Annotated in this window: 18 protein-coding genes; 9 read left to right on the top strand and 9 right to left on the bottom strand. The window is 70.9% G+C overall.

Annotated features, from left to right (window positions below; all coding sequences use genetic code 11):
• Positions 1–54 precede the first annotated feature (54 nt).
• On the top strand, positions 55–711 hold the full coding sequence (locus tag B2W79_RS06160; RefSeq protein WP_292787922.1) for a GntR family transcriptional regulator: 657 nt from the start codon (positions 55–57) through the stop codon (positions 709–711).
• 10 nt (positions 712–721) lie between these two features.
• Here the strand turns inward: B2W79_RS06160 and B2W79_RS06165 are convergent, their stop codons facing one another.
• The gene (locus tag B2W79_RS06165) at positions 722–1,390 is read right to left on the bottom strand and encodes a TetR/AcrR family transcriptional regulator (protein ID WP_292787924.1); all 669 of its coding nucleotides are present in this window, start codon (positions 1,388–1,390) and stop codon (positions 722–724) included.
• Positions 1,391–1,865: 475 nt separating this feature from the next.
• Between B2W79_RS06165 and B2W79_RS06170 the strand changes: the two genes are divergently transcribed.
• On the top strand, positions 1,866–2,675 hold the full coding sequence (locus B2W79_RS06170; RefSeq protein WP_292787925.1) for a M57 family metalloprotease: 810 nt from the start codon (positions 1,866–1,868) through the stop codon (positions 2,673–2,675).
• Positions 2,676–2,757: 82 nt separating this feature from the next.
• Here the strand turns inward: B2W79_RS06170 and B2W79_RS06175 are convergent, their stop codons facing one another.
• The 5 genes from B2W79_RS06175 to B2W79_RS06195 form a co-directional block, all read right to left on the bottom strand.
• Positions 2,758–3,753, bottom strand: a complete 996-nt coding sequence (locus B2W79_RS06175; RefSeq protein WP_071327811.1) for a LacI family DNA-binding transcriptional regulator — start codon at positions 3,751–3,753, stop codon at positions 2,758–2,760.
• A gap of 128 nt (positions 3,754–3,881) precedes the next feature.
• Complete coding sequence (locus tag B2W79_RS06180) at positions 3,882–5,312, bottom strand: GH1 family beta-glucosidase (protein ID WP_292787927.1); 1,431 nt, start codon at positions 5,310–5,312, stop codon at positions 3,882–3,884.
• A 5-nt stretch (positions 5,313–5,317) separates the two neighbouring features.
• Positions 5,318–6,208 carry a carbohydrate ABC transporter permease gene (locus B2W79_RS06185; protein WP_071327813.1) on the bottom strand — a complete coding sequence of 297 codons (891 nt, stop codon included), beginning with the start codon at positions 6,206–6,208 and terminating at the stop codon, positions 5,318–5,320.
• Positions 6,205–7,245 carry a carbohydrate ABC transporter permease gene (locus tag B2W79_RS06190; RefSeq protein WP_292787929.1) on the bottom strand — a complete coding sequence of 347 codons (1,041 nt, stop codon included), beginning with the start codon at positions 7,243–7,245 and terminating at the stop codon, positions 6,205–6,207. The genes B2W79_RS06185 and B2W79_RS06190 overlap by 4 nt, the downstream gene beginning before the upstream one ends.
• Positions 7,246–7,321: 76 nt before the next feature.
• Positions 7,322–8,638 carry an ABC transporter substrate-binding protein gene (locus B2W79_RS06195; protein ID WP_060922864.1) on the bottom strand — a complete coding sequence of 439 codons (1,317 nt, stop codon included), beginning with the start codon at positions 8,636–8,638 and terminating at the stop codon, positions 7,322–7,324.
• Positions 8,639–8,790: 152 nt separating this feature from the next.
• Here B2W79_RS06195 and B2W79_RS06200 point away from each other — a divergent pair, with 152 nt between their 5' ends.
• The 3 genes from B2W79_RS06200 to purQ all read left to right on the top strand — a co-directional run bounded on the left by B2W79_RS06200 (position 8,791) and on the right by purQ (position 10,416).
• Positions 8,791–9,321, top strand: coding sequence for an adenine phosphoribosyltransferase (locus B2W79_RS06200; protein ID WP_292787932.1), 531 nt, complete (start codon positions 8,791–8,793; stop codon positions 9,319–9,321).
• Positions 9,322–9,463: 142 nt separating this feature from the next.
• On the top strand, positions 9,464–9,712 hold the full coding sequence (gene purS, locus B2W79_RS06205) for a phosphoribosylformylglycinamidine synthase subunit PurS (RefSeq protein ID WP_025103985.1): 249 nt from the start codon (positions 9,464–9,466) through the stop codon (positions 9,710–9,712).
• The gene (gene purQ, locus B2W79_RS06210; RefSeq protein ID WP_071327817.1) at positions 9,709–10,416 is read left to right on the top strand and encodes a phosphoribosylformylglycinamidine synthase subunit PurQ; all 708 of its coding nucleotides are present in this window, start codon (positions 9,709–9,711) and stop codon (positions 10,414–10,416) included. Before purS ends, purQ begins: the two co-directional genes overlap by 4 nt.
• Before the next feature lie 97 nt (positions 10,417–10,513).
• Here the strand turns inward: purQ and B2W79_RS06215 are convergent, their stop codons facing one another.
• Entirely contained in the window at positions 10,514–11,770 is a 1,257-nt protein-coding gene (locus tag B2W79_RS06215) for a hypothetical protein (protein WP_292787935.1), read from the bottom strand.
• Between the two features lie 214 nt (positions 11,771–11,984).
• Between B2W79_RS06215 and B2W79_RS06220 the strand changes: the two genes are divergently transcribed.
• The 3 genes from B2W79_RS06220 (at position 11,985) to B2W79_RS06230 (ending at position 15,799) form a co-directional block, all read left to right on the top strand.
• On the top strand, positions 11,985–12,881 hold the full coding sequence (locus B2W79_RS06220; RefSeq protein WP_292787937.1) for an SDR family oxidoreductase: 897 nt from the start codon (positions 11,985–11,987) through the stop codon (positions 12,879–12,881).
• A 180-nt stretch (positions 12,882–13,061) separates the two neighbouring features.
• A complete protein-coding gene (locus B2W79_RS06225; protein WP_292787939.1) occupies positions 13,062–14,723 on the top strand; it encodes a glycoside hydrolase family 13 protein in 1,662 nt (553 codons plus the stop codon).
• Between the two features lie 68 nt (positions 14,724–14,791).
• Positions 14,792–15,799, top strand: a complete 1,008-nt coding sequence (locus B2W79_RS06230; RefSeq protein WP_292787941.1) for a LacI family DNA-binding transcriptional regulator — start codon at positions 14,792–14,794, stop codon at positions 15,797–15,799.
• 104 nt (positions 15,800–15,903) lie between these two features.
• On the opposite strand, the gene B2W79_RS06235 is transcribed toward B2W79_RS06230, so the two are convergent.
• Entirely contained in the window at positions 15,904–17,538 is a 1,635-nt protein-coding gene (locus B2W79_RS06235) for an FAD-dependent oxidoreductase (RefSeq protein ID WP_292787942.1), read from the bottom strand.
• 254 nt (positions 17,539–17,792) lie between these two features.
• Between B2W79_RS06235 and B2W79_RS06240 the strand changes: the two genes are divergently transcribed.
• Positions 17,793–18,059 (top strand): metal-sensitive transcriptional regulator, encoded by a 267-nt coding sequence (locus tag B2W79_RS06240; RefSeq protein WP_025103992.1) that lies wholly within the window; start codon positions 17,793–17,795, stop codon positions 18,057–18,059.
• Between the two features lie 113 nt (positions 18,060–18,172).
• Here the strand turns inward: B2W79_RS06240 and B2W79_RS06245 are convergent.
• A partial coding sequence (locus B2W79_RS06245) for a superoxide dismutase (protein WP_292787945.1) occupies positions 18,173–18,727 on the bottom strand: 555 nt, incomplete at its 5' end.

The raw sequence follows: 18,727 nt of genomic DNA on the forward strand, positions 1-18,727 counted from the left end.
CGGCGCGGTTGCTTTTCGGTAATGATCGCGGGATACCGCCCCTACGATGAAGGCATGAACCAGGAGGGCCCGCTCGCCGACGTGCTCCGTCAGCGCATCATCGACGGCGACGTCGCCCCGGGCTCACGGCTGTCGGAGTCGTCGCTCGCCGAGAGCTTCGACGTGTCGCGCAACACCCTGCGCGAGGCGTTCCGGGTGCTCGCGGAACAGGGGCTCGTCGCGCACATCCCGCACCGCGGCGTCTCGGTGGCCTCTCCCTCGATCGCCGACGTCATCGACATCTACCGCGCTCGCCGCGTCATCGAGTGCACGGCCCTCCGGCAGTCCGAGCCCGAGCACCCGGCCGTGCAGCGCATGACCGACGCGGTCGCCGCGGCCGAGGCCGCCGTCGCCGGTGTCTCGACAGACGACGCCTCCGCGTGGCGCGCGGTCGGCAGCGCGAACATGGCGTTCCACGTCGCCCTCGTCGATCTCGCCGACAGCCCGCGTCTCGCCCGCACCTACCGGAACGTCGCGGCGGAGCTGCGGCTCGCGTTCCTCAAGATCGACGACCCCCGCGCCCTGCACGAGCCGTTCGTCCGGAAGAACCGCGCCGTCCTCGACACCTTCCTCACCCGCGGCGCGGAGGCCGGCGCGGCGGAGCTGGAGCGGTACCTCGTGCAGTCGGAGCGGGTCGTGCTCGGCGCGTTCGCGCGGATGCAGCTCGACTGAGCGCAGCGGCTCAGGACGCGTCGGTCCGCAGCGCCGCCGTCGCCCGCGGCCGGGGTTCGCCCTCGTGCGGTGTCGGCACACCTGGCAGGGCGGCGGTCGGCTCCGGCAGGCCGTACCGCCGGTGCAGCCAGCGCCGCGCGTCCTCGAGCGGATACGTGTCGCCGAAGACGCAGTACTTCACGAACACCCCCTCCAGGGTGCTGCGGAGCATGACCTCCTCCAGGGCCGGGTCTTCGGCGCCTCGGGCGCGGAAGACGGCGCGCACGGCATCCTCCGCCGCCGTCGCACCGTCGGCGTAGCGCTGCTCCGATTCCGCGAACAGCCGATGGGTGAGCGGCTGCTGCTGCATGGCGAGCACCGCCCGCTGCAGCGGCATCGCGAAGGCCGTCGCCCCGATCGCCCCGTCGATGATCGCGGCGAGCACCTCGTCGGGCGTCCCCTGCACCTGCGCGAACCCCAGCACCGTCTCGAACCACCGGTCGATCACGGCGCCGATGAGCTGATCCTTGCCGCCGAAGTGGTAGTTCACCAGCCCCTGGGCGACACCGGCGCGACGCGTGATCTCGGCGATGCCCGCCCCGGCGACGCCGCGTTCGCTGAACACCTCGATCGCCGCCTGGAGAATGGTCTCCTTGGCACGCTCGCGCGCCAGACGATTCTGCGCATCCGATCGCGCCATGCGGTGTCCACCTCCCGGGTCGTCCGGCGGAATTCCCTCACGGGCCGTCTCGGGATAGATTAATCACTGAATGCTCGTTCAACCTATGGAGGGCGCGAGCACTCGCGGCGCGGGGGTTCGCCGCAGCGGGCCACGGGTGCGTCTTCTGCCGATGGAGGGGGTGGCGGAGACGCGTCCGTGGTCATCCTCGACCTCCGGCCTACGACGAGGGACCGACGACCAGGCCCGCCCGTCGACCGCCGGTGCCGACGTCCGACCGAACCGCGGCGGCACCTTCGGCGGCGACGGATTCGGCCGATTCCTGACCTGAGTGCAGAAAGCAGGCGACGGGCCGTGTCGCGCCTTGACCCCGTGGAAATTGCGCGGTTAGCGTGAGCGGGCTTCGGCCCCGCGGTGGCAGCGATGCTCACCGTTCCGGCCGGAGTCCGCTCGCTCACCGGGCGCGCGGCACCGCTCAGATCGAAGAGGATCTTCCATGCGATTCACCAGAAAACTCGCGCTCGCCGCCACCGCGGCGGTCGCGCTCAGCCTCAGCGCGGTCATCCCCGCCACGGCCGCGTCCCCCGACGACTCCGCGCCCTCGTACCAGGAGTTCGCGGCATCGACCTATCGGGACGTCGACGGCGCCTACGTCGTCAACGGCGATGAGGTCATCTCGAACAAGAAGGAGCTGCGCGCGTTCTACGACCGGCTGGTCGGCCCCGAGACCCTCAACGACGGCCTCATCGTGAACACGGTCAACAACATCGACGACAAGTGGTCGACCTCGCAGGTGGCCAATCTCACCTACTGCGTGAGCACGAAGTTCGGCAGCCGGCACGCCGACGTCGTCCGGGCGATGCAGGGTGGGGCGGCACTCTGGGAGTCCGCGTCGTCGAAGGTCGACTTCCGCTACGTGAGCAGCGCCGACGCCAACTGCACCACGCGGAACAACGCCGTCGTCTTCTCCGTCGAACCCGTGGCCACGACGCAGTACATCGCCCGCGCGTTCTTCCCCAGCACGCCGGCCCGGCAGCAGAACGTCCTCATCGACGACTCGATCTGGAGCGCCGGAGCGTGGACGCCGACGAACGTGCTCGGCCATGAGCTCGGCCACGTGCTCGGCTTCCGCCACGAGCACACCCGCCCGGAGGCGGGCACCTGCTTCGAGGACAACAACTGGCGTCCGCTCACGCCGTACGACTCGTCGTCGATCATGCACTACCCGCAGTGCAACGGCAGCTCGGCCGATCTGTCGATGACCAGCGTCGACCGCAGCGGCGTCGTCTCGCTCTACGGGAACTGACGCTCTCGTCCCAGAGGTGCGTCACCCCCCGAGGCCCGGTCGTCCGCGATCGGGCCTCACCCGTGCCCGCCGTCGGAGCGGCTCAGGCGGATCCGCGGACGACGAGCTCCGTCGGCAGGATGGTGGTGCGCGGCGGGTCCTCCCCCGCGAGCCGGGAGAGGAGCACCTGGGTCATCGCCTCACCCTGGGCGTACATCGGCTGGCGCATCGTCGTCAGGGGCGGATCGGTGGTGAGAGCCACCGACGAGTCGTCGAACCCCACGAGCGCGATGTCCTCGGGCACCCGCACCCCGGCACCCCGCAGCGCCGTGAGCGCTCCGCGGGCCATGAGGTCGCTGGCGACGAAGATCGCGTCGGGCCGCCCTCCCGCGAGCAGGCGGCGGGCGGCGTCGGCCCCGCTCGCCTCGCTGTAGTCGCCTTCCTCCTCGGCGACGGGTGCCAGGCCGGCCGCGGTCAGCGCGGCGCGGAACCCCTGCACGCGGTCGGTCGACGACGGCATCGTGAGGGGTCCTGTGATCGTGGCGATGCGGGTGCGTCCGATGTCGACGAGGCGCTGCGTGGCCGCGCGCGCTCCGGCGACGTTGTCGACGTCGACCACGTAGTCGCCCTCGGCCCGGCGCACCGGACGGCCGCCGTAGACGACGGGGACGGCATCGGCGATTCGATCGACGAACGCGTCGCTCGTGTGGTGCGACACGATCAGCGCGCCGTCGACGCCGCCGTTGCGCACGAAGCTCGTCATCTTGTCGCCGGGGTCGTCGCTGGCGATCAGGAGGTTCAGCAGGTAGTCGGAGCTGCGGAGGGCGCCGGTGATCCCGGCCACGATCGCCGCGAAGAACGGGTCGCCGAAGAAGCGCGTCGTGTCCTCGGGGACGATGAGGGCGATCGCGTGCGTCTGCCGGGAGGCGAGCGAGCGCGCGGCGCGGTTCGGCACGTAATTGAGCTCATCGATCGCGGCGCGCACGGCGGCGAGCGCTTCCGGGCTGACCGCTGTCGACCCGTTGACGACCCGCGACACGGTCGACCGGGACACGCCGGCGGCGGCCGCGACCTCCTCGATGGTCGCCCGGGGCGACATCACCGCATGCTCTCTTCCATCGCCCCATTCTCATCCACGCGGAGCCAGGCCGTGAAAATCCCCGCTTCGAATCGCCTGATTGGTCCCATCTCGGCCGCAGATGGAGCCATTCAGGCGATTCGAACGGGTCAGAGGGACCGGGCGGCGATGATGCGGGCGTACTCGCGGCCGGAGTCCTTGACCGTCCGCTCCTGGGTGTCGTAGTCCACGCGGACGATCCCGAAGCGCTTGTCGTAGCCCCAGGCCCACTCGAAGTTGTCGAAGAGCGACCAGTAGAAGTATCCGCGGACGTCCACGCCGCTGTCCCTGGCGTCCAGCACGGCGTCGAGGTGCGCGCGCAGGAACGCGGTGCGGTCGGCGTCGGGCACCCGGGTCTCCCCGTCCTTCACCACGACGGTGTCGTCGTAGGCCGCGCCGTTCTCGGTCACCGAGAGCACCACCCCCGCGGGCTCGGCGTACTCGGTCCAGAGCCGCTGCAGGAGTCGCGTGAGTCCCTCCGGCTGGACCTCCCACCCCTGGGCGGTCCGCGGCAGTCCGCGCTCGACTGCGTGGATGCCCTCGTGGGAGGGATACGGGCTCCGCGTCACGTGCGCCGTCTCCGGGCCGCTGGACACCGCCGCGTCGTCGGGACCCGTGCCGGACACGAGGTCGCCGTGGTAGTAGTTCACGCCCTGCGTGTCGATGGGCTGGGCGATGGTGTCGAGGTCGCCCTCGTGCACCGCCGCCTCGAACCGCGCCACGGCCTCGGGGTCCACCGCGCGGATGTCCTCCACGGTGTCTGCGGGGTAGGTGCCGCGGTAGATGGGGTCGAGGAACCACCGGTTGAACTGGCCGTCCAGTCGCCGCGCCGCGTCGACATCCGCGGGGTTCTGCGGGTCGGCGGGGTCGGCCACCGTGTGGTTCAGCGTGATGCCGAGGTTGAGGGAGGCGTCGCGGCCGCGGAGCTCCCGCACCGTCGCACCGTGCGCGAGCAGCAGGTGGTGCGAGGCCAGCAGCCCCTCGGCGACGCTCGTGTGCCCTGGCGCGTGCTCGCCTCCGGTGTAGGAGAGGAAGGACGAGCACCACGGCTCGTTCAGGGTCGTCCACACGTTCACCCGGTCGCCGAGGGTGTCGTGCATGGTGCCCGCGTACTCCAGGAAGCGGTCGACGGAGTCACGGTTCGTCCAGCCGCCGACCTCCTGCAGGGCCTGCGGCATGTCCCAGTGGTACAGCGTGAGCCAGGGCAGGATGTCGGCCGCGAGGAGCTCGTCGACGAGGCGGCTGTAGAAGTCGACCCCGGCCTGGTTGACCGCCCCGCCGTCGGGGCGCACCCGCGACCACGAGGTGGAGAAGCGGTAGGTCTGCAGGCCGAGCTCCTTCATCAGCGCCACGTCCTGCGGATACCGGTGGTAGTGGTCGCATGCCACATCCCCGTCGTCGCCGCCAACCACGGCCCCCGGCACCCGGCAGAACGCGTCCCAGATCGACGCCGTCCGTCCGTCCTCGAAGGCGGCGCCCTCGATCTGGTAGGCCGCGGTCGCCGCGCCGAAGAGGAAATCCGAGGGGAAGGCACGCGTCATAGGGGTCATCCTTTCACCGCGCCCGCCATGATGCCACTGACCAGCTGCCGCCCCGCGATCACGAAGAGCACGAGGAGCGGAAGGGTCGCGAGCACCGCGCCGGTGAGCACGATCGAGTAGTCGATGTAGTAGCCGGACTGCAGCTGACTGAGCGCCGTCTGCAGCGTCGGGTTCTGGGGGGAGAGCACGATCAGGGGCCAGAGGTAGTCGGTCCAGGCGGTCATGAACGTGAACAGTCCGAGGATCGCCATGGCCGGCCGCGCCGCGGGCACCCCGACGGTGAGGAAGGTGCGGAACTGGTTCGCGCCGTCGACCCTGGCGGCCTCGATGAGCTCGTCCGGGATCACGTCCACGAGGTACTGCCGCATGAAGAACACCCCGAACGCGGTGACGAGGGTGGGCACGATGACCGCACCGATCGTGCCGGTCCAGCCCAGTTCGCGCATCAGCATGAACAGCGGGATGATGCCGAGCTGCGTGGGGATCGCCATGGTCGCGATCACGAACACCATGAGGCCGTCGCGCCCGCGGAAGCGGAGCTTCGCGAACGCGTAGCCGGCGAGGGTCGAGAACGTGACGACGGAGATCGTGATGATCGCCGAGATGAGGAACGAGTTGCCGAGCGCGAGCCAGAACGGGATCGCGTCGAACACCTTCGCCGCGTTCGCGAGGAAGTTGCCGCCGGGGATAAGGGGCAGGGTCTCACCGCGGGTGGCGTTCGTCCCGCTCGCGACGACGAACGACCACCACAGCGGGTAGGCGCCGCCGATGATGAAGGCGGCGAGGAGTCCGTAGGTGAGGAACCCGGGCCGGCTGCCGAGGCCGGCACTCCCGCTCGCGGCACCGCGCCGGCGGCGGATGCGCTCCGGCACGCTGAGGGCTTGGGTGGCGGTCATCGCGCCTCCTCCTTCCCGGTCGGGCGGATGCGGCGTCGGGCCGCGCGGGTCTTCGGGGCGTCTCCGGTGGCGATGCGCCGGGAGAGGAGGAAGTTGATCAGGCCGATGGCGACGATGAGCAGGAAGAGCAGGATCGCGACGGCCGACGCCTCCCCCAGGTTGCGGCGGAAGAACGCCAGCTCCCAGAGGAACAGCACGGTGGTCTGGAACTGCCGGTCGCTGCCGCCGATGCCGCCCGCGGTGGAGACGTCGAACAGCCGCGGTTCGGCGAAGATCTGCAGGCCGCCGATGGTCGCCGTGATGATGACGAAGATCAGCGTGGGACGGATGGTGGGGATCGTGATGGCGAAGAACCGCCGCACCGCTCCGGCACCGTCGAGCGCGGCCGATTCGTAGAGGTCGCGCGGCACGGCCTGCATCGCGGCGAGGAGGATGAGGGCGTTGTAGCCGGTCCAGCGGAAGTTCACCATCACGGCGATCGCGATGTGCGACAGGACCGTGTCGTGCTTCCACTGCTGATCGGCGATGCCGACGAGGTTGAGGAGGTTGTTGGCCAGACCGTCCGCCTCGTTGAAGATGCTGGAGAAGATGATCGCCACGGCGACCGGGGTGACCACGAACGGGATGAGGACGCTCATCCGCCAGAACGTCGGCGTCCGCAGTCCGCGGTCCAGCAGGTAGGCGATCACCAGAGCGACGGCGAGCTGCGGGATGGCGGAGAGCAGGAAGATGCTCAGCGTGTTCCGGATGGAGTTCCAGAACATGCCGTCGCCGAGGATCGCCGCGAAGTTGCCGAAGCCGACGAACGGTCCCTCGCCCTTCAGCAGATCCCACTCGTGGACCGCGACCCACACCGTGTACAGCAGCGGGAAGAGGCCGATGAGCCCGAAGAGGAGGAAGAACGGGGAGATGTAGAAGTAGGGCGAGGCGCGGTGGTCGAAACGGGAGACGCGGGTGCGCCAGGAGCGTCGCGGCGGAGCGTCCGCCGCGGCGGGGGCAGCGGCCTGCGGCTCCGCCGGCGGGGCGGTGAGGGTCATGGGCGTGTCCTTAGCCGGGCTTCGACAGGCTCAGCCACCCATCCGTCGGGTCGCTGAGCCTGTCGAAGCGAGATCATCAGCCGACGAGGTCGTTCAGGAGGCCGATCGCCTGGTCCCAGGCGCCCTGCGTGTCGGTCTCGCCACGGTCGAGCGCGCTCAGCGCCGGGCCGAACACGTTCTCCTGGATCACCGAGTCATCGGCGCCCTTGAACTGCGCGACGACGCCCTTGGCACGCTCGGCGAGGATGGCACCGGTCGGCGCGTCGTTGAAGAACTCGTTGGGCGTGGCCTCCTCGGCGAGGGACTCCTGCGCCTTGATGGTCGAGGGGAAGTTGCCCGCAGCGGCGGACTGCTTCACCTGCTGCTCGGGCTGCGTCAGCCAGTCGGCCAGCTCTGCCGCGGCCTCCTTGTGCTCCGACGACTCGGGGATGGAGAGGAAGGCGCCGCCCCAGTTGGCCGCACCGCCGGGGAAGACGTCGGCGAAGTCCCAGCCCGTCGACGCGTCGCCGCCGCCGGCCTCGACCTGTCCCTGCACGACGCCGAGCATCCAGCCCGGGCAGACGAAGGTGGCGAAGGTGCCGTCGACGAACGACTTGCCGCCGTTCCAGTCCCATGCGGTCTGCGCCGCGGACTGGCCGCCCTCGGTCGCGGCTCCGAGGAGCTCGAAGCGCTCCTGGAGCTCGTCGTTGCCCTCGACGTTCAGCTCGCCGTCGGCGGTGTAGTAGCCCTCGTCGAGCTGGTTGACCATGGCGTTCCAGACGAAGCCGGAGTGGTCGTACCACGCCTTGCCGGTCTTCGCCGTGTAGTCGGCGCCGACCTGGAAGTAGTTCTCCCAGTCGCCGTTGAGCAGCTCGGCGACGGACTCGCGGTCGCTGGGCAGGCCGGCGGCCTCGAACGCGGCGCCGTTGTAGCAGATGCCGCTCGGGCCGATGTCGGTGCCGTAGCCGATGACGCGGCCCTCGGCGTCGGTCGCCTGGCCGTACTTCCAGTCGACCCAGTCGTCCTTGCGATCCTCGATGCCGTAGTCGCGCAGGTCGACGAAGGTGTCCGAGACGTCCATGATGGCGCCGAGCCAGCCCTCCTCGATCGCGACGATGTCGCTGAGGCCGGAGCCGGCGGCGATCTTGGTGAAGGCGTCGGTGCGGGCGTTGCCGCCGGTGTCGATGTTGGTCGCCTCGATCGTCACGTTCGGGTGCGCCTTCTCGTACTCCTTGTAGAGGTCGTCGTAGCCGAAGGTGCCGAAGGTGGTGACGGTCAGTGTGACCTTCTCGTCGGCGCTGGCGCCGGAGTCGCCGTCGCCGCCCGTGCTGCCGGAGCAGCCGGCCAGGGCGAGAGCGGAGACGGATGCCACGGCGGCTGTCGCCAGGATCCGGGTGCGGGCACGTGAGTTCACGGTTCACTCCTTTGTGGGTCGTGCGGGTGGTGGTGCGTGGGGGCTTGTGGGAGCGCTCCCACAAGGTTGTCGTGAACTCTATGGGAGCGCTCCCACGATGTCAAGAGAGCCGTCTGCACGCCCCTCCCGCGCAACCGGCGTACCCTTGTCCGGTGCCCGAAGCCACGCTCTCCCCTGCCCTCACCCGCGCCGAATCCCTGATCCGCAGCATCCCGGACTACCCGGAGCCCGGCATCATCTTCCGCGACATCACGCCACTCCTCGCCGACGCCGAGGCCCTCCGCGTGACGACCGAGGCGATCATCGAGCCCTTCGCGGGGCAGTTCGACGTTGTGGCCGGCATCGAGGCGCGGGGCTTCATCCTCGCCGGGGCCGCCGCCATCGCCGCAGGGGTCGGGCTGATCCCGATCCGCAAGGCGGGCAAGCTCCCCCGCCCCGCCGCCGCCGTCGACTACGCCCTCGAGTACGGCACGGCGACCATCGAGATGCACGACGACCTGCCCGCGGGCTCCCGCGTCCTCCTCATCGACGACGTGCTCGCCACCGGAGGAACCCTGGCCGCCGGTCGCCAGCTCGTGGAGCGTCTCGGCAGCCACGTGGCCGGCATCTCGGTGCTCTTCGAGATCGACGGCCTCGGCGGCCGCGAGGCGATCGGCGACCTCCACACCGTCTTCCACTCCTGACCCCGAGACCCCGGGTTCCCGCCGACGCCCCGGCGTGGCGGCGCGCGCAGGACGGGGTGTGGGCGCGAGCCCGGGGTCTCAGCGGAGCATCGACGAGCGGTAGACTGAACCCGCCCGTCCGCCCGCGACTCTTGGAGCCGTCATGCCCACCATCGTCGTCGACGTCATGCCCAAGCCCGAACTGCTCGACCCGCAGGGGAAGGCCGTCTCCGGCGCCTTCGCCCGCCTGGGCGTCGAGGGCTTCACCGACGTCCGCATCGGCAAGCGCTTCGAGCTCACCGTCGAGGGCGAGGTCACCGACGAGGTCCTCGCCGAGGCCCGCCGCATCGCCGACGAGGTCCTGTCGAACGCCGTGATCGAGGACGTCGTGGGCGTCGAGGTGGCGGAGTGACCGTCCGCATCGGCGTCGTCACCTTCCCCGGCTCGCTGGACGACGTCGACGCGCAGCGCGCCGTCCGCATCGCCGGAGCCGAGCCGGTCGCCCTGTGGCACGGCTCGCACGACCTCGAGGGCGTCGACGCCCTCGTCCTCCCCGGCGGGTTCAGCTACGGCGACTACCTCCGCGCCGGAGCCATCGCCGCCCTCTCGCCCATCATGAGCGAGGTCAAGGACGCCGCCGCGAAGGGCATGCCCGTCCTCGGCATCTGCAACGGCTTCCAGATGCTCGTCGAGGCGCACCTGCTGCCCGGCGGACTCATCCGCAACAACCACCAGCACTTCGTGCGCCGCGACCAGAAGCTCACGGTCGAGAACTCCGACACCGCCTGGACCAACGCCTTCCGCACCGGCCAGGAGATCGTGATCCCGTTGAAGAACGCGGACGGCGGCTACATCGCCGACGAGCAGACGCTCGACCGCGTCGAGGGCGAGGGTCTCGTGGCGTTCCGCTACGCCGGCGTGAACCCGAACGGCTCGCTGCGCGACATCGCGGGGCTGACGAACGAGGCGGGCAACGTCGTGGGGCTCATGCCGCACCCCGAGCACGCCACGGAGCCCGGCTTCGGTCCGGACACCGCGGTCGCGATGCGCAGCGGCGTGGACGGCCTCGACTTCTTCACGAGCGCGATCGCCGCCGTCGCCCGCGTCGCCGCCTGACGCCTCCCTCGACCCACCCCTCTGCGCGCGTCCCACCCCGTTGCGGTCGCGCGGAAGGGGCCGGGGCGCGCGGAAGAGGCCGGGTCGACAGGCGAGGTCACGGGAGACGGAACGGGTTGTCGCCCACGGCCGCGAGCAGGTACCAGGCCGTCGTGCCGGTGTGCAGGCTCGCGTAGTAGAGGTCGCCGAAGCCGGAGTCGAGTCCGTCGGTCGAGGTCGCCACGATCCCCTTACCGTCGCCGTTCGGTGCGTCCCGCTGCACCAGGCGGATGTCGGCCAGCAGCTCCTCCGCACGAGCCTGGTCGCCGGCGGCCGCACGGTCCTGCAGCGCCAGCGCGAGGTGTCCGCTGCCCTCGAACCAGACCTTGGACACGTCCACGTCGCTGATCGACGGGCCCCGGTACGGGCCGTCCTGGGCCACGAGGTGCGCGAGCGTCCAGTCGACGGCCGAGCCGTATCGGGCGTCCCCGGTGCCGAGCAGGCTCCACGTCTGCGCGTCGAGCGGGACGGGACGGGTGTTGATCGTGCTGCCATCGAGCAGCGTCCCGGTGTCCACGTGCCCGTCGGCGCTCTGCATCGCCGCGACAAATCCGGCGGCCACGGCCGCGCGCTCCGCCCACACCTCGTCGCCCGTGAGCTGGGCGAGCTGCGTGAAGAACCCGGCGATGTCGCTGTTGTGCTCGGTGGACTTCCACTCCAGCGGCACCCCGGCATCGGTCTGCCCGCCGGTGTAGCCGAACGGCGCCCGCGTCATGTCGGCGGTGTTGTCCTGGATCCACTCCGCGATGCGCACCGCGCCGTCGAGGTAGGCCTTCTCGCCGGTGGCGTGGAAGAGGCGGGCGAGCGCCATGCCCACCCAGGCCTGGTTGCCGGTGAACGTGCCGGGTCCGGTGATCTCCATGCGCCCCTGCCGGATGCCGTGCGGCTCGTAGGACGTGCGGACGCGGCCGTCGCCGACGGGGTCGTTCTCCTGCACGAAGAGGAGGGTGTCGGCGACGGACCGGGCGCGACGCAGGTCGTCCGGCAGACCGCGGGCCGTGTAGGCGATCACGACGAGGGCGTCGTCGTACACGAAGGAGGGGGTGAAGTCCCACGACGGCGTGGTGAAGAACCCGCCCTGGTAGCTACGCGGCAGGCAGCGGCCCTCGCCGTCGCAGAACTCGTCGACCCGGGCGTCCAGGAACTCGTACGCGAGCGCCACCGAGGCGGCGGGGTCGTTCACCGGATCCGCCGGGGGCTGCGCACGGGCGCCGAACGCGTCCGACACGGCAGGGGCGGCGCCGGCGAGCACGGCACCGACGACGAGTGCGGCGACGACCGCCCAGGGCGCGGATGGGCGGGCGGAAGCGGACATCACGACCTCTCGACGACAGGACCCCCGGGGGACATGCCGCGAACGACACGGGGGGATGCTCGCCACCTTGTCATGACAGGAGGCACCGGGGGAAGTGTCTTTCGGCCACATGCGCGTGTACCAAAGCGACCGGATGCGTGCAAGGCGTTTGCCGGACCCGGAGGGCGGCGCGCACGATGGTCCTCCCGTCCCCGACCTCCCGGAAAGGACACCCATGTCCCGCGACCAGTACACCTTCACCAACCCGGTCGAGCTCTACGCCGACATCCAGCCGCAGAAGCAGCACATGCGCGAGCCCGGTCTCGACGCCGACCTCACCCCGAAGGCCGACCTCGGCGAGGAGTCGTACCGCGGCACCGGACGGCTGACCGGCCGCAAGGCGCTCATCACCGGCGGCGACTCGGGCATCGGTGCGGCCACCGCGATCGCGTTCGCCCGCGAGGGCGCCGACGTCGCGATCTCCTACCTCCCGGAAGAGGAGGAGGACGCGAGCCGCATCGCCGGCATCCTCCGCGAGGCGGGAGCAACCGTCGCCGCGATCCCCGGCGACCTGCGCGACCCGGAGTACTGCCGCACCCTGGTGGCGGAGGCCGTCGCGGCGCTCGGCGGACTCGACATCCTCGTCAACAACGGCGGCAAGCAGGTCTTCCAGGAGTCCCTCACCGATGTGACGGACGAGCAGTTCGACGACACCTTCAAGACCAACGTGTACGCGATGTTCTGGATCACGAAGGCCGCCCTCCCGCACCTCCCCGCCGGCTCGACGATCATCAACACGACCTCGATCCAGGCCTACTCGCCGTCCGACATCCTCGTCGACTACGCCTCGACGAAGTCGACCATCAACGCGTTCACGAAGGGCCTCGCCCAGCAGCTCGCGCCGAAGGGCATCCGCGTGAACGCCGTGGCTCCGGGACCGATCTGGACCCCGCTGCAGCCGAGTGACGGGCAGCCGCAGGAGAAGATCGCCCAGTTCGGCCAGGACACCCCGCTTGGCCGGATGGGTCAGCCAGCCGAGCTCGCTCCCGCCTACGTCTTCCTCGCCTCCCCGGAGTCGAGCTACGTGCTCGGCGAGACCCTGAACGTCAACGGCGGCATGCCCACGCCCTGACCCTCATCCCCTCATCCCCGTCGACCCACCCCCTTCTGCTCCTCCCGGCCCCTTACGGCCGTCCGCAAGGGGGTGGGTCGAACGGAAAGGGGTGGGTCGGCGGGAGGGGCGAGAGAGGGTGCCGAACCGTTTCGATACCTGTGGTGGCGGGACTGTAAGCGTTTGCAGTAGCCTGATCGCATGGCACAGCTCGAACAGATCGCAGCCCCCGGTTCCGAGTGGTGGCGCAGCGCCGTCATCTACCAGATCTACCCCCGCTCCTTCGCGGACGCGTCGGGCGACGGCATCGGCGACCTGCCGGGCATCACGAGCCGCCTCGACGCCCTGCAGGAGCTCGGCGTCGACGCGATCTGGCTCAGCCCCTTCATGACGAGCCCGCAGCGCGACGCCGGCTACGACGTGGCCGACTACCGCGACGTCGACCCCCTGTTCGGCACGCTCGCCGACTTCGACGCGATGCTGGAATCCGCGCACGCCCGCGGCATCCGGGTGATCGTCGACCTCGTCCCCAACCACTCCTCCGACCAGCACCCCTGGTTCCAGGAGGCGCTCACGGCCGCACCGGGCAGCCCGGAGCGCGCGCGCTACATCTTCCGCGACGGCCGCGGCGAGAACGGCGAGCTGCCTCCGAACAACTGGGAGTCGGTGTTCGGCGGCGGCATGTGGCAGCGCGTGACGGAGGCCGACGGCACGCCCGGCCAGTGGTATCTGCACATCTTCGACGCCACGCAGCCGGACTTCGACTGGAACAACGAGGAGGTGCAGGAGGAGTTCCGCTCGATCCTGCGCTTCTGGCTCGACCGCGGCGTCGACGGCTTCCGGGTCGACGTCGCCCACGGCATGATCAAGACCGAGGGCCTGCCGGATTACACGCCGCCGACCGACGCCGACTCCATGGGCGGCGGCGAGTCGAACGTGCCGTACTGGGGCCAGGACGGCGTGCACGAGATCTACCGGGACTGGCACAAGGTGCTCGCCGAGTACGACGGCGACCGCGCCCTGTGCGGCGAGGCCTGGATGCCGACGCTGAAGGAGACCGCCCTCTGGGTGCGTCCGGACGAGATGCACCAGACCTTCAACTTCCCGTACCTGATGACGGCATGGGACGCGAAGGCGCTCAGCGACGTGATCCGCGAGTCGCTGGACGCGTTCGGCGCGGTCGGCGCCCCGAGCACCTGGGTGCTGTCCAACCACGACGTTGTCCGGCATGCCACGCGCCTCGCGCTCACGATCGACAACCCGCAGGGCGAGGGCATCGGCCCGAACACTCCGGACAAGCCCGACACCGCCATCGGCCTCGCCCGCGCCCGCGCGGCCACCACGCTGATGCTCGCGCTCCCCGGCTCGGCCTACCTGTACCAGGGCGAGGAGCTCGGGCTGCCCGAGGCCATGGAGATCCCGGACGAGTACCGCCAGGACCCGACCTGGTTCCGCACCAACGGCGAGCGCTACGGCCGCGACGGCTGCCGCGTGCCGCTGCCGTGGGAGGCGGAGGCTCCCGCCTTCGGCTTCAACGACACCGGCCTCTCCTGGCTCCCGCAGCCCGCGGACTGGGCGGCTTACGCCCGGGATGTCGAGGAGGTCGACCCGGCGTCGACCCTCGCCCTGTACAAGCGTCTGCTCGCCGGCCGCCGCGAGTTCGGATTCGGCACCGGGTCGCTGGTGTGGGAGGACGCCGGTCCCGATGCCGTCGCCTTCCGCCGCGGCGAGGTGCACGTGCTGGCGAACCTCGGCGCGGCTCCGCTTGACCTTCCGGAGGGCGCGGTCATCCTGCTCCGCAGCCAGCCGTTCGACGGCCCCGAGATCCCCGTCGACACCGCCGTCTGGTACACCAAGGCCTGACACCCGCTGCGCCCGTGGCGCGCTCCCCCGGGGCGTGCCACGGGCGTCTCCGATCCGAAGGACAGACGATGGCGAGCATCGACGAGGTCGCCCGGCTCGCCGGCGTCTCCACCGCGACGGTCTCCCGTGCGCTGAGCGGCCGCGGGCACGTGTCCGAGTCGGCGCGCGAGCGCGTGCAGGCGGCTGCCGCCTCCCTCGGGTACGTCGTGTCCTCCCGCGCCTCGAGCCTCGCGTCGGGGCGCACGCGCAACATCGGGGTCGTCGTGCCGTTCCTCGACCGCTGGTTCTTCAGCACCGTGCTGTCGGGGGTGTCCGCCGCGCTCATGCGGGCCGGCTACGACATCACGCTCTACAACATCACCGCCGACAAGGACGTGCGCCGCCACGTCTTCGACACTTTCCTGCGCCGCCAGCGCGTGGACGCCGTGATCGCCGTGTCCATCGAGCTGGACGAGGACGAGACCCAGCAGCTCCTCGACCTCGGGCTCCCCGTGATCGCGATCGGCGGGCCCAACCCGAAGCTCGACACCCTCACGGTCGACGACGTCGCCGTGGCGCAGCTCGCGACGGAGCACCTGCTCGGGCTCGGGCACACGGAGATCGCCCACATCGGCGCGAACCCCGAGTTCGACCTCGACTTCCACATCCCCACGAACCGCCGGCTGGGCTTCGAACGAGCGCTGGCCACGGCCGGGATCCCGCTGAACCCCGCGTTCCTGGAGCCGGCGGACTTCACGGTCGAGGGCGGCTACCGCGCCGCGAAGCAGCTCCTCGGGCGTCCGGGGCCTCGCCCCACTGCGGTGTTCGCCGCCTCGGACGAGATGGCGATCGGGGCGCTCCTCGCTGCCCGCGACCTCGGCTTCGCGGTGCCGGGCGACCTGTCCATCGTGGGCATCGACGGCCATGAGCTCGGCGAGTTCTTCCGCCTCACCACGGTCGACCAGTTCCCGCTCGGGCAGGGCGAGCGGGCGGCCGATGCGGTCCTCGCGAAGCTCACCGACCCCGACGCCGTGCGGCCGCCCGCCGCCCTGCCGTACGAGCTCAACGTCCGAGGCACGACGGCGCGACTCGTCTGAGCCGGGCGGCGTTCACAACTCAGGAGTACGGCGCGCGGAGACCGCGGTTCCGGCCCTGACGGGCGTAGGTGCGCCGGTTCTCCTGAGTTGTGAACGCGTCGAGCTCAGCACTCTGCGGTCGCGTCCTGCCAGGTGCGGTAGCCGCCGTCGAGATTGCGCACCGCGCGCCCGTGCTGCCGCAGCAGTCGGGTGGCGATGTGCCCGCGCAGGCCGACCTGACAGTGCACCACCAGAGGCCCCTCGGGCAGTTCGTCGAGGCGGTCGCGCAGCTCGTCCAGCGGGATGTTCCGCGCGCCGGGGATGGCGCCGTTCGCATGCTCGGCCACGGAGCGGACGTCGATGAGGGCGGCTCCCGCGTGCAGGGCGTCGTCGAGCTCGTACCACTGGAGAGTCGGCGTGGTGCCGCTGCGGGTGTTCTCGGCCACATAGCCCAGGAGGTTCACGGCATCCTTCGCGGAGCCGAACTGCGGAGCGTACGCGAGCTCCAGGTGCGCGAGCCCGGAGGCGGTGACGCCCGCCTGCAGCGCCGTCGCGATGACGTCGATCCGCTTGTCCACGCCGTCACGGCCCACGACCTGCGCACCCAGGATGCGGTCGGTGGCGGGGTCGGCGAGGAGCTTCATCGACAGGGTCTCCGCGCCCGGGTAGTAGCCGGCGTGCGACGCCGGATGCACGTGGACGGCGAAGAACTCGCGGCCCGCGGCACGGAGCTGCTTCTCGCTCCACCCGGTCTTCGCGGCGGCCAGGCCGAACACCTGCACGATGCCGGTGCCGAGGGCGGGGCGCGCCGACTCCTCTCGCCCCGCGATGACGTCGGCCACCATGCGGCCGTGGCGGTTGGCGAGACCGGCCATGGTCACCAGCGCCGCACCGCCGCCGATGAGGTCGGCCTTCTCGACACCGTCGCCCACCGCGAAGACGTCGGGCGCACTGGTGCGGCAGGCCTCGTCGACCGCGATGCCGCCGGTCTCGCCGAGGCGGATCCCCGCGGCGCGGGCGAGTCCGGCCTCGGGCACGACCCCGGAGGCGTCGACGAGGAACTCCGCGGGGACGGTGGCACCGTCGCTCAGGGTCACGGAACCCGCGGCCGTGGCCACGACCTCGACGCCGAGCCGCACGTCGACTCCGCGGCGCCGGACCTCGGCCGCCAGAGGGGCGGCCATCTCCGGATCCAGCGGGGCGAGCAGCTGCGCACCGCGTTGCACCAGGGTCACCGCGGCGCCTCGGGCGACGAGGTTCTCCACGGCTTCGAGTCCCGTGTACCCGCCGCCCACGACGACCACCGGCAGTCCGGGGCGGAGGGCGGCGTCGATCGCATCGGCATCGGCCACAGTCCGCAGGCTCCGCGTCGGGAGGGCACCGGTCGGCTCATCGCCGCGCGGCCGGGCCCCGGTGGCGAGCACGAGGCGGTCGTACGGGTGGGTGCTGCGGCGGCCGCTGTCGAGATCGACGACCTCGACCGTCTTCCGCACGGTGTCGATGCCGACGACGTCGTGACGGACGCGGACGTCCAGCCGGAAGCGGCGGTGCAGCGACTCCGGGGTCTGCAGCAGGAGGGCGTCACGCTCCTCGATCACACCGCCCACGTAGTAGGGCAGGCCGCAGTTGGCGTAGGAGACCTCGGGCCCGCGCTCGAAGACGACGATGTCCGCGGACTCATCGAGCCGCCGGAGCCGGGTCGCCGCCGACATGCCGCCGGCGACACCGCCGACGATGACGACGCGGAGCGGCGCGCTCATCGCCCGAACAGCCGGGACAGGAGACCGCCCTTGGCCTCGTCCTTCGGATGGCCCGTGCACCAGTCCGACGCCGGCACGGTGCGACGGACGGCATCGACGTGCTGGCCGCACCCCGCCCAGGTGGTCTTCCCGCAGGTACGGCAACGGACTGCTCGACACATGTGTTCTCTCCTTACTCGATACCCCGGTGGGTATCCACCCACTATACCCCCGGGGGTATAGTGGAGCACACAGCCGGCCTTCAGGGAGTGACCATGACCACCGTCGACACCGACACGCAGCGCAAGATCGCCAACCGCCTCAAGCGCGCCCAGGGACAGCTCGGCGCCGTGATCGCCGCGGTCGAGAGCGGCGGCGACTGCCGGGCCGTCGTCACGCAGCTCGCCGCCGTGACCTCGGCGCTGGACAAGGCCGGGTTCCAGATCATCGCCTCCGCCATGAAGACCTGCCTGGAAGACCCCGCGCAGGACGACGCCGTCCCCCTCCCCGACCTGGAGAAGCTCTTCCTCACCCTCGCCTGAACGCGACCCGGCCCCTTGCGGCCACCCCGGCCCGTTGCGGACGATCGCAACGGGCCGGGGCGCACGCAAGGGGCCGGGTCGACGAAGGTGGGGTGGGGTGGGGTGGGGTGGGGTCAGGGGACGAGGAGACCCGCGGTGGCGGCGCGGGTCTCCTCGAAGCGGCGCTGCACGTCGGGCCAGTTCACGAGGTTCCAGAACGCCTTGACGTAGTCCGCCCGCACGTTGAGGTAGTCGAGGTAGTAGGCGTGCTCCCACACGTCGAGCTGCAGCAGCGGGATGACGCCGAGCGGCGCGTTGCCCTGCTGGTCGAAGAGCTGGAAGATCACCGGACGGGCGCCCACCGAGTCCCAGGCGAGCACGGCCCAGCCGGACCCCTGCACACCGAGGGCCGTCGCGGTGAAGTGCGCGCGGAAGCCGTCGATGGACCCGAACGAGTCCGCCAGCGCCGCCGAGAGCTCGCCCTCCGGAGCCCCGCCGCCCTCGGGCGAGAGGTTCTGCCAGAACACGGAGTGGTTGATGTGGCCGCCGAGGTTGAACGCGAGGTCCTTCTCGAGCTTGTTCACCGCTCCGAGGTCGCCGCTGTCGCGGGCCGCCGCGAGCTGCTCCAGCGCCGTGTTCGCGCCGGTCACGTAGGCCTGGTGGTGCTTGGAGTGGTGCAGCTCCATGAT

Source organism: Microbacterium sp. UBA7513, assembly GCF_002478345.1.
GTDB lineage: Bacteria > Actinomycetota > Actinomycetes > Actinomycetales > Microbacteriaceae > Microbacterium.